The sequence below is a fragment of the Flavobacterium jumunjinense genome, from assembly GCF_021650975.2.
GTDB classification, from domain to species: Bacteria; Bacteroidota; Bacteroidia; order Flavobacteriales; family Flavobacteriaceae; genus Flavobacterium; species Flavobacterium jumunjinense.
Map to the genome: position 1 here is coordinate 2177207 of NZ_CP091285.1, position 11233 is coordinate 2188439.

General features: G+C 29.4%; 8 protein-coding genes. 6 read left to right on the forward strand and 2 right to left on the reverse strand.

The features are described 5' to 3' along the window. Window positions 1–13: 13 nt before the first annotated feature. The 4 genes from fabD to L2Z92_RS09450 all read left to right on the forward strand — a co-directional run bounded on the left by fabD (window position 14) and on the right by L2Z92_RS09450 (window position 4222). Window positions 14–2278, forward strand: coding sequence for an ACP S-malonyltransferase (fabD, locus tag L2Z92_RS09435; protein ID WP_236458588.1), 2265 nt, complete (start codon window positions 14–16; stop codon window positions 2276–2278). Further along, window positions 2275–2973, forward strand: a complete 699-nt coding sequence (locus tag L2Z92_RS09440; RefSeq protein ID WP_236458590.1) for a 4'-phosphopantetheinyl transferase family protein — start codon at window positions 2275–2277, stop codon at window positions 2971–2973. The genes fabD and L2Z92_RS09440 overlap by 4 nt, the downstream gene beginning before the upstream one ends. A gap of 2 nt (window positions 2974–2975) precedes the next feature. Next, on the forward strand, window positions 2976–3677 hold the full coding sequence (locus tag L2Z92_RS09445; RefSeq protein WP_236458592.1) for an MBL fold metallo-hydrolase: 702 nt from the start codon (window positions 2976–2978) through the stop codon (window positions 3675–3677). Between the two features lie 170 nt (window positions 3678–3847). After that, the gene (locus L2Z92_RS09450; protein ID WP_236458593.1) at window positions 3848–4222 is read left to right on the forward strand and encodes a YegP family protein; all 375 of its coding nucleotides are present in this window, start codon (window positions 3848–3850) and stop codon (window positions 4220–4222) included. 91 nt (window positions 4223–4313) lie between these two features. On the opposite strand, the gene L2Z92_RS09455 is transcribed toward L2Z92_RS09450, so the two are convergent. Both L2Z92_RS09455 and L2Z92_RS09460 read right to left on the reverse strand, forming a co-directional pair. Next, window positions 4314–4514 (reverse strand): hypothetical protein, encoded by a 201-nt coding sequence (locus L2Z92_RS09455; protein ID WP_236458594.1) that lies wholly within the window; start codon window positions 4512–4514, stop codon window positions 4314–4316. A gap of 155 nt (window positions 4515–4669) precedes the next feature. Next, window positions 4670–6826, reverse strand: a complete 2157-nt coding sequence (locus L2Z92_RS09460) for a S46 family peptidase (RefSeq protein ID WP_236458596.1) — start codon at window positions 6824–6826, stop codon at window positions 4670–4672. Window positions 6827–7033: 207 nt separating this feature from the next. Here L2Z92_RS09460 and L2Z92_RS09465 point away from each other — a divergent pair, with 207 nt between their 5' ends. Together L2Z92_RS09465 and L2Z92_RS09470 are read left to right on the forward strand one after the other, a co-directional pair. Beyond that, window positions 7034–8953, forward strand: coding sequence for a transglutaminase-like domain-containing protein (locus L2Z92_RS09465; protein WP_236458598.1), 1920 nt, complete (start codon window positions 7034–7036; stop codon window positions 8951–8953). Window positions 8954–8988: 35 nt separating this feature from the next. After that, a complete protein-coding gene (locus L2Z92_RS09470) occupies window positions 8989–11160 on the forward strand; it encodes a DUF3857 domain-containing protein (protein ID WP_236458599.1) in 2172 nt (723 codons plus the stop codon). Window positions 11161–11233 lie beyond the last annotated feature (73 nt).

The window sequence follows — 11233 nt, forward strand, 5'->3', positions numbered from 1 at the left end:
AAAACTTAAATAAATGAAAAAAGCATTTTTATTTCCTGGTCAAGGATCACAATATAAAGGAATGGGAAAGGATCTTTTTGATCTTTTTCCCGAAAAAGTAGCTCTAGCCGATGATATTTTAGGATATTCAATTCAAGACCTATGTATAAATGATCCATTAGAACTGTTACAGGAAACTCAATATACACAACCTGCTATATATGTGGTTAGTGCGTTAGAATATTTAAATGAAAAAAAAATAGGAAATATTCCAAATTTTGTCGCAGGTCATAGTTTAGGAGAATATACTGCCTTGTTTGCAGCTGAGGTATTTGATTTTGAAACGGGGCTAAAATTAGTTCAAGAGAGAGGTAGACTTATGAGTCAGGCTAAAAATGGAGGTATGGCAGCCATTTTAGGGCTTCAAAAAAAAGAAATAGAACAAATTCTTATAGATAATGGTTTAGAAAAGCAGATTACTATAGCTAATTATAATACTCCTTCTCAAATAGTTGTTTCAGGAGTAAAAAAAGAAATTATCCGAGCACAATCCATTTTTGAAGAAATCTCAAGTTGCAGAGCATACATTATTTTAAACGTAAGTGGTGCTTTTCATTCATTTTTAATGCAAGATGCAGCGAATAGTTTTGAGAAGTATTTGAAACAATTTTCTTTTGAAAACTCAAAAATACCAGTTGTAGCAAATACAACAGCAAGAATATATGAAGAAAACGTACAGGATTTTTTAAGAGATCAAATAACGAAACCTGTATTATGGAACGATACAATTCAATACATGATGGGAATGGGAGTCACAGATTTTTATGAGTCAGGACCAGGGAATGTATTGACAGGTTTAGTTGCTAAAATTAAATTAGAAGCACCTCCTTTAGTTATTGTAGAAGATAAAGAAGAAACGTATTATGAGACCAATCAACTTAGTGAAAACTCAACAAAAGCACAACAGTTAGGGAATGAGTCTTTTAAGAAAGATTATAATGTAAAATATGCATATATAACTGGTGGTATGGCATATGGAATAGCATCGAAAGAGCTGGTTGTTGCTATGGGGAAATCTGGGTTCTTATCATTTTTTGGAACAGGAGGATTACCACTTTCAACAGTAGAAAAAACGATTTTATTCTTGAAAAGTGAATTAGGAGAAAAATATCCTTATGGTATGAATTTAGTACACAATCCATTAGAGTACCAAACAATTCAAATGTATCTCGATTATGGAATTCGTGTAATTGAGGTGTCAGCCTATATTCAGGCATCAAAAGCGTTAGTATTATTTCGTTTAAAAGGACTAAAAGAAAAGGAGAACGGAGATGTTATTTGTGAAAATAAGATTATTGCAAAAATAAGCAGACCAGAAATAGCAAAACAGTTTTTACTTCCACCTCCAAAAAATTTAGTAAATCAATTATTAGATGAAGAATTAATAACTAGTCAGCAGGCATATCTTAGTCAGTTTGTCTCTCTGGCAGATGATATTTGTGTTGAAGCAGATTCTGGTGGTCATACAGATCAAAGATCTGTCTTTACTGTTTTTCCTGCTATTAAAGAATTAAGAAATGAACTAGAAAGTGAAGTTAAGTATCCAGAGTATATAAGGATAGGTTTAGGTGGAGGAATAGGAACTCCCGAATCAGCTGCTGCTGCTTTTATGCTCGGGGCAGATTTCATATTAACGGGATCCATAAATCAATGCACAGTTGAAGCAGGAACTAGTGAGGCAGTAAAAGAATTATTAGCAACAATGAATGTTCAGGATACAGGATATTCTCCAGCAGGTGATATGTTTGAATTAGGTTCAAAGGTGCAAGTGTTAAAAAAAGGAGTCTTTTTTCCTGCAAGAGCAAATAAGCTATATGAACTATATAGAAGGTATAATTCTATAGATGAATTAGATGAAAAAACTAAAAATCTGTTGGAAGAAAAATATTTTAAAAAAAGTTTACAAGATGTATATGAGGAAGTCAAGATCTATCATACTAAGTATAAACTTGATTTTGAAGTAAAGAGCGAAAAACAAAAGATGGCTTCTATTTTTAAATGGTATTTTTCTAGATCTAGCAAATTAGCATTAGAAGGAGATAAAGAGAGTATTGTTGATTTCCAAGTTTGGTGTGGTCCTGCATTAGGGGCTTTTAATCAGTGGGTAAAAGGAACTCGTTTCGAGGACTGGAAACAGCGTTATGTTGCTGAAATAGCTATTTTTCTAATGGATGAAACTACTCAGTTGTTAGAGGAACGGATAAAACAAATCACAGAAAAATTAAAAACCGTAATTTGAAAGAAATAATATTAGTTCCTCTTCCAAATTCCTATGAATGGGATTTGGAAAAGGAAAAACTTATTTTAGAAAGTATTTCAGAAGATAAAAAGAATCGTTTGTTACGTTTCCGAGATGTGAAAGACAGAATGAGAGGTTTATTGGCAGAAATTATTATTAGAGAAACTATTTTGAATGAATACTTAGCAAGAAATGAAGAATTGGTATTTGATATAAATGAATTTGGGAAACCATTTTTAAAAAGTCATGATCTAAATCTTCAATACAGCGTATCTCATTCATCTGAATGGATTGTAGTGGCATTCTCAAATCATTCAATAGGAGTAGATGTTGAAAGAATTCGAAATTTTGATTTGGAAATTGCAGAAAGCTTTTTTGCAACTGAGGAAGTACATTTATTATACAGTGAAGCTGATAAGGATTTTAGTTTTTGTAAACTATGGACATTGAAAGAAAGTTATATGAAGTTTTTAGGGAAGGGATTCTACGAGAAATTAGATTCTTTTGCAATTGATTATACAAATGAGCCTCCTTCTTTAATTCGTTCCGAAAATAATGATTCTCCTCGGTTTGATTTTCTAGAAGGAATTTCTGGCTATTGCTTGTCTATTTGTTCAGAATCATTGGAAAAGCCCAGATACTGTGTGTTAAATCATAAAAAACTCATTCATAATTTTTTAAATCGAATAAATTAAATATGTACATTCAGGAGGTTTATATAGCTGAACAAGTAAAAATTATTACAATTAGGGTAACTAATAATTCAGGTATGATTAATTATTGCTATTTGATTGTAGATATAGTTACTAAATATTGTTGTTTGGTAGATCCAGCTTGGGATTTAAAGAAAATAAAAGACCTAATATTACTGAACAATTTAATTCCAAAAGGAGTTTTGCTGACTCATGCACACCATGACCATGTTGATTTGGCATTTGACTTCGGCACTCTGTATAATATTCCTATATGGATTAGTAAGGATGAGGCATACTACTATAATTTTTATCGTGATAATTTGCAAACTTTTAAAGACAATCAAAAAATTTATTTAGGAAACTTATTAGTGGAAACTTGGGTTACACCAGGACATACGAAAGGAAGTAGTTGTTTTTATATCAATGGGCATTTAATAACAGGTGATACATTATTTGTTGAAGGATGTGGAGAGTGCAAGTCAGATGGGGCAAATGTAAATGAATTATATGAAAGTCTAAAGAGAATCAGAGAATCTTGTTCAGATGAAACTTTGATTTATCCGGGTCATTCTTTTGGTGAAAAGCCAGGTGTTACTTTTAAATATGTAAAAGAGAATAACATCTATCTTCAGTTCAAAGATGTTATAAGTTTTTCCAAATTTAGAATGAGAAAGCAACAGGTTGGTTTGCTTAATTTCAAATAAATGTAAAACTGTTCTTTTGTTTAATAAAAAATATTTTTCAAGAATTATATGATTAGCTTTCAAAAGCATATGCGAAATTCTAGCAATTATTAATAACTTCTAGCATTTTTTTATTGAAATGTGTAGACAATACTCTTATTTTGCAAAACTGCAATTAATGAATATTGAATATGGCAACATTTGTAATAACTAAAAGACTAAATGGTCTTTATAAGTATGAATTAACATCTAGGAAAGGGAAGACTATTTTTACTAGTAATAGTTTTGAACTACGATTTGAGTGTGAAGAAGAAATCGTGAGATTGAAAGCAAATCTTGAAAACTTAGTTTACATGAGATTTCGTTCTGGAAATGGTAAATTTTTCTTTAGAATTATTTTTGAAGATAGACAAGTTGCTATTAGTCGTAAATATTCTACACAACTAATGCTGCAAAAAGGAATCAATGAGATTGAGAAATATGGATCTATGGCTGAAATTTTAGACTTTTCTACTAGTGATGATATTTTTGCAGATGTTTTTGGTGAAGAAGAAAAGGCTAATTAGTTTTTTTATTCTATTTTTTTAATTATAAAGTATAAAAAAAGCTCCAACTTAGTTGGAGCTCAATTTTCTTTGAGTTTGCGTTAGCTAGAAATTATTTCTTAACTTCTTCAACAACTTCTTCTACTTTTGCAGCAGTAGTGTCAACAACTTCAGCAGTAACTTCTTCAACTACTTCTGGAGTAGCTTCAACAGTTTCAACAGTTTCTTCAACAACTTCTGGAGTAGCTTCAGTTTCTTTACAAGAAACGAACATCATTGCAACTAATGCAAAACTTAAAACAACTTTTTTCATCTTACTAAATTATAAAAAGGTTAATTATTAATTCGAAGCAAAGATATAAAAAAAACGATTCGACAAAACTTTTTTGTACTTTTTTTTTATTTTTTTTTTACCTTGCTTCTTTCTTAGTAATCAGCAAATTGCGTGCCAATTTATTAGCTAATTATCTATTTTCTTTTTTTAGATTTCTTGTTCCCTTTCTTAGGGTGAACTAATTTCATTTCTTCAATAAGATTTTGCGCATTTGCATACTTGTCTACAATGAATAAAACATAGCGAATGTCTACCATTATGTTTCTACAAATTTCTGGATCATAATGAATATCACTCATAGTTCCTTCCCAAACTCTATCAAAATTTAAACCGATTAAATTTCCATTTGCATCAATTGCTGGACTTCCAGAATTTCCACCTGTAGTATGATTTGTTCCTATAAAACATACAGGCATTTTTCCATTGTCCGCATATTGTCCATAATCTTTAGCTTTGTATAGTTCAATTAATTTTGAAGGAACATCAAATTCATAATCATTTGGAATATATTTTTCCATGATTCCTTCTAAATGCGTTACAGGTTCATAATAAACAGCATCATTCGGATTGTATCCTTTAACTTTTCCATAGGTAATTCTTAATGTGCTATTTGCATCTGGAAAATAACGAGATTCAGGAAATAACTCTAATTGTGCTTTCATATAATCTCTTTGCAACGCAGCAATTTGAAGATTTAATTCTTCATAGCGAGGAGAAATATTTGTAAAATAATTATCAGATAATATTTTAACTAATGCGTAACCACTGTCTTTGTTTAAGTTTTTGATAACTGTTTTTACATCACCTTTTAAAAGATCTTTCAGACTATTATAAGAAGTAAGTTTAGATTTTTTGTAAACCTCACTAGTTAATTTACTGTAGCTTTCTTTCTTTAAAGCTTCAGGAGCAAAAGGCGATTTGTCTCCATAAAGAGCAATTAATTGTTCAAAAACCTTTTCATCTACTTCTGCATTAAAGTTCTTGTATGACTCTTCAAGATCTTTAATTAAATTCTCTTTTCTATCATTGAATGCTTGCTCACCTTTGCTTAGTGATTGTTCTAATTGGTATAATTTAAAACCAAAACTTAAAAGCTCAGTGTTTCTAAGTACAACTTCTTGAAAATAATCTCTAGCTAAGGCATATTCTGCAATTTCATCATAGTTGTTTTTGAAGCCTTTTAATAAATTGTCATATGGTGCAGTTCTTCCTTGGCTAATAACTTTGTTTTGAAATTCTTTCTCAAAGTTTTGTTTAATCTGAATGGCATTAGACTTTTCTAAACCTTGCTTTTCACCAATCCATTTTTTCCAATAATTTGCAATTCGTGCATATTTAGAGGCATATTGAATCTTTATAGCTTTATCTTTTCTCATAAAACCATCTTGCACTTTCAAAGCAGCATCTCTAATCTCAATTTTTGCAGGGTTTAAGGTGTTAACTATTTGTTCAACTGCAAATGATGGTAAATATTCTTGTGTTCTTCCTGGAAATCCAAAAACAAGGGTAAAATCGTCTTCACTTACTCCGTCTAAGGAAATAGGAAGGAAATGTTTTGGAGTATAGGGAACGTTGTCTTTAGAATATTCTGCCGGCTTATTGTCTTTACTTGCATAAATTCTAAAAAGCGAAAAATCACCAGTATGTCTTGGCCAAATCCAGTTGTCTGTATCAGATCCGAATTTTCCAATAGAACTTGGAGGTGTTCCAACAAGCCTAATATCTTTGAATGTTTCGGTAACAAAAAGAATAAATTGATTCCCTTCGTAGAAAGTTTTTATTTTGTTTTCTTGCCATTCTTCTTTTGGGAAACTTTTTTGAATAGCATTTATGTTCTCTTGAATTTTCTTTTGTTTTTCAACTTCAGAAGTAAGTTCGACTGTGCCTTCTAGTACTTTATCAGTAACATCGTTAATACTAACAATTAAAGAAGCAACCATTCCTGGGTTAGCTAACTCTTGACTTAAATCTTTAGCCCAAAAACCATCCTGTAGATAGTCGCTTTCAACAGTTGAGTGACTTTGAATTGCATCATAACCACAATGATGATTCGTTAATAACAAGCCTTTTTCTGATATTATCTCAGAAGTACAGCCTCCGTCGAAATGAACAATAGCATCTTTTAAGCTCGATTTGTTTACGTTGTAAATATCTTCTGCTTTCATTTTCATGCCTAAATTTTTCATTTCGCTTTCATTCATTCCTTTAAGCAAAGAAGGAATCCACATTCCTCCTTGTTGTGCGAAAATAGGAGTAACGATGAATAGTAATAATAATCTTAAAAATTTCATAGTAGTAAAGTTTATAAAGTTTGCAATTTACGTTTTTTTTTAATTTCAAATAACTAAAGAAATGCTAATTAATTACGGATTGTATTAGTCTTTATTTTTTTTAAAACGATACGTTTCGTTGCTTTCACGCATTAAGAACAGGAATAAAATTATGTTACTGTCGTAAGAAAAAACAATTTATCTTTGTGACCTTAAAAAAAATATACAATGCTTAAATTAATTTTCCCTTTTTTATTTATTTCTTTTTTAGGGCTTTCCCAGAAAAAAATCGACCCAACTCCAGAACATATAAATCAAGCAAAAGAATTAAAAGCACAATTTGAAAAAGAAGATGTAGTTGTGTTAAACGGAAAAGAATTGATAGAATTTAAAATGGATTCTAAAAAGGAAGAAATTACTGTTCTACATACTATTGAAGAATCTTTAATGAATATAAGTTCTCGTGCAGATATACAAAAATATGAAATGTATGACGGGCAATCATCGGTGTTAAAGTTTAATTTAAATTATAGAGATAATAAGAGTGTTTATCTGCCTGTAAAAGATCAAGCATATAAAGATCAAGACTTGTTTCATCATGATGCAAGGGTAAAGTTTTTTAATATTTCATTCCCAGTACAAGGTTATATTTATAATTTTGAATCACAAAAGATAACGAATGATATTAAATATTTTACGAGTATTTATTTTGCAGATGAATATCAGGTTTTAAATAAAGAGATTAAAATTGTTGTTCCTAATTGGTTAAACTTAGAGTTTAAGGAAATGAATTTCGAAGGTTATGATATTTCAAAAGAAGAAATAGATAATCCGAAATCAGAAGAAAAAACAATTGTCTATAAAATTAAAAATATAAATGCAAGATTTAAAGAACAGCAATCTCCTGGACCAAGTTACTTATATCCACACCTTTTAATTTTAGCAAAATCATATAAAGTTAAAAACGTAAGTCACGCTCTTTTTAATGAAACTAAAGATCTGTATAAATGGTATAAATCATTAGTTGACCAGATGAAGGATGAGCCAACTAAACTACAAAGTAAAGTTAGCGAGTTGACTAAGGATGTTACGTCCGATGAGGAAAAAATTAAGAACATCTATTATTGGGTTCAGGATAATATTAGATACATAGCTTTCGAGGATGGAATTGCTGGATTTAAACCTGAAGAATCTCAAAAAGTATTTGATAATCGTTACGGTGATTGTAAGGGGATGGCGAATTTAATTAAACAGATGCTAAAATTAGCAGGATATGACGCTAGATTGACTTGGATTGGAACGAAACGAATCGCATATAATTATTCAACACCTTCTCTTTCTGTAGACAATCATATGATTTGTACTTTAATTAAAGACGGAAAATTTATTTATTTAGATGGAACTGAAAAATATAACCCTTTTGGAGATTATGCTGATAGAATTCAAGGTAAGGAAGTTTTAATTGAAGATGGTGATAAATTTATTTTGAATAAAGTACCTGTTGGAAGTTATTCAGAGAATAAAGAAACATATGTTTTTAATGCAAAAATAGCCAATAACGCACTAGTTGGAGAAGCAAAACGCGGTTATGTTGGAGAAAGTAAAGTCTCTTTTTTAAATCGATATAATAATGTTAAAACAGACAAGAAAGAGAACGTGTTAAATTACTTCTTAAATAATGAAGACAAGAATGTATTGGTAAATGAAATTAAGACATCCAATATAGAATCACGTGAAGGAGAATTAATCATCGATTATAAATTAGCACAAGACAATAGAGTTTCTTCTTTTAATGATGAGATTTATATTGATTTAGATTATGATAGAGAATTTGATTACCTAGATTTTAAAGATAGAAAAACCGATTTTTTGTTTTCTTGTAAAAAATATTTGTCAACTGAAATTGTTTTAGAAATTCCAACGGGATACAAAGTAAATAATATTCCAAAGGATTTACATGTTGAAACATCAAATTATAAAATAGATGTGAGTTTTAGTTTAAAAGAAAATAAGTTGCATTATAAAAAATCATTCATTTTTCAAAATGCTGTTATTGAAGCAAAAGACTTCGAAGAATGGAATACACTTTTAAAAGATATAAGAGCTGTTTATGATGAACAATTGATATTATCTAAAAAAACAACTTAAGTAGAACACCTTTATAAAATAATAAATACAGAATAATGAAAAGAAAGAATTTTTTACTTATCCTATGTATCGGACTAAGTACAATTATTTATAGCCAATCGAAAAAGGATAATGAAATTTTAAATGATTTGATTTGGGGAGCATCAAATAATACAGTAGAGATTCCTGAAAAATGGAAAAACGAATCGGCCGTCTTTTTATTAAAATCGATAGATTATACTTATAATAGACCACACAATAGTATTGAATATACAAGAATTATTCATGAAAAAATAAAACTATTGGATCAGGCAGCTGTTAGTGATTATTCTGAGTTTAAATATAAAAAAAATAATAGCTATAGAAGCTATGGTACAAGTATTGTAAAAAGTAAGTTTACATTAGGTGTAAAAATTATAAAACCAGATGGTACTGAGATAATTGTAGATTCTGAAAAAGTTATAGAAGAAGACGATCAAAATAAATTAGCAATACCAAATTTAGAAAAAGGAGATATTATAGATTATTACTTTCACACGAATGTAATAATGGGTGAAAATGATTTGTATCATTATGAACCGGTAGAAGATATAGTAAATGAGATATATCCAATAATGGATTATCAATTTGTATTGAATACTGAAAAAGATTTTTTCATTCTTTTTAATACATTTAATGGAGCACCGAAACTAAAAGAGGAAGATTTAAATTTAAAGAAAAATAGAGATAGAGTAAGAAAGTATAGTTTTAATATGAAAGATGTTGATAAAAAAGAAAGTCAACGTTGGTTTTATCCCTTTGTAGAATTGCCTTCCTATAAGTTTCAAGTAAACTTTGCGAGGACAGGTAAATATGAGAAAAGAGCATATGCTTTTATTCCTAAAGAAGCCGATTCAATAAAATCGATTATTAAGAAAGAAGATATTTTTGAGTTCTATACAGATAAGTTTAGACCTTATGGAGATCTAGGTTTTGTAAGTCAATTCTTGAAAGGAAAAACGTTTGCAAGCGATGAAGAGAAAGTAAAAGCGGTGTATTATTTCATTCGACATAAATTTTTCACCAATTATATTGAAGCTTATGTTTTTTCAGAGGCTAAAATTATGAATGCTTTTAATTATTATGGATATAATCCTATACTTTTTAATAAAGAAGAAGAGTTTGTAAGATACTTTGCAGCCTTTTTAAAAAATGAAAAAATAGATTACGAAATACTAATTGGCTCCAATAGATATAATGGAGACATAAGTAAATTGCTACTAGAAAGTAATGCGGAATTCGTACTGAAAGTAAAAACTGAAAACCCAATTTATATTGAATCATTCAATCATTATTCAACTGTAAACATAATAAGTTCTCAGTTAGAAGGTATAAACGCATATGCCTTAAAAGTAACCGATCAAAAACATATAGATGATATAGAAACAACACAATTGCCAAAGTCAAACTATAAAGAGAATAACACTTCCGATGTTATAGATTTAACAATTTCTGATGATTTTTCAACTATTAATGTTTTAAAGAAGTCAAAAAACTTAGGTCAAAACAAATTAGATGAACAAGGAGAAAGATTAATGTTTTATGATTATGTATATCAAGATTATGAAAAGTACGGGTCACTTTCTGTTTTAGATTATGTAAAAAAGAAAAAGGACAAGGATAGATATGAAAAAGAATTAGATGCTTTAATTCTAAACTTAAAAGAAAAACAAAAGGAAAGTTTTAAAAAACTAAGTGCTAATGAATTCTCATTAGAATTAGAAGATTATGACTTTAAAATAGTTAATAATGGAAGGTTTGGTAAAGGAGATGCCTTCGAAATGGACGAGTCTTTCAAAATTAATAAAGATTTAATAAAAAAAGCGGGACCAAATTATATTCTTCAAATTGGAAAAATGATTGGTGGTCAAATAGCACTTGAAGAAAAAGAGAAAATAAGAGAAAATAGTGTTTTTATGAGCTATCCAAGATCTTTTTCAGATGCTATTACATTAAAAATACCAGAAGGATATAGTGTAGAAGGTATTGAATCTCTTAATTTTGATGTTGTTAATGAAACAGGAGGTTTTACATCTAAGGCAACTTTAGAAGGCAACTTATTAAAGATTAAGACAATGAAATTCTATGCAAATAATTTCGAACCGAAAGAAAATTGGTCAAAAATGATTTCTTTTTTAGATGTAGCTTATCAGTTTAGTCAAGGAAAAATCCTACTTAAGAAGAATTAATCATATATAATAGAGTACGGTTTTAAAAAAGCCTCCAATTAAGTTAAATGCTTGTTGGAGGCTTTTTTTATAC

Coding starts and splice junctions, on each gene's coding strand:
- fabD (WP_236458588.1), top strand. CDS start 14: ATGAAAAAAGCATTTTTATTTCCTGGTCAAGGATCACAATATAAAGGA.
- L2Z92_RS09445 (WP_236458592.1), top strand. CDS start 2,976: ATGTACATTCAGGAGGTTTATATAGCTGAACAAGTAAAAATTATTACA.
- L2Z92_RS09450 (WP_236458593.1), top strand. CDS start 3,848: ATGGCAACATTTGTAATAACTAAAAGACTAAATGGTCTTTATAAGTAT.
- L2Z92_RS09455 (WP_236458594.1), bottom strand. CDS start 4,514: ATGAAAAAAGTTGTTTTAAGTTTTGCATTAGTTGCAATGATGTTCGTT.
- L2Z92_RS09460 (WP_236458596.1), bottom strand. CDS start 6,826: ATGAAATTTTTAAGATTATTATTACTATTCATCGTTACTCCTATTTTC.
- L2Z92_RS09465 (WP_236458598.1), top strand. CDS start 7,034: ATGCTTAAATTAATTTTCCCTTTTTTATTTATTTCTTTTTTAGGGCTT.
- L2Z92_RS09470 (WP_236458599.1), top strand. CDS start 8,989: ATGAAAAGAAAGAATTTTTTACTTATCCTATGTATCGGACTAAGTACA.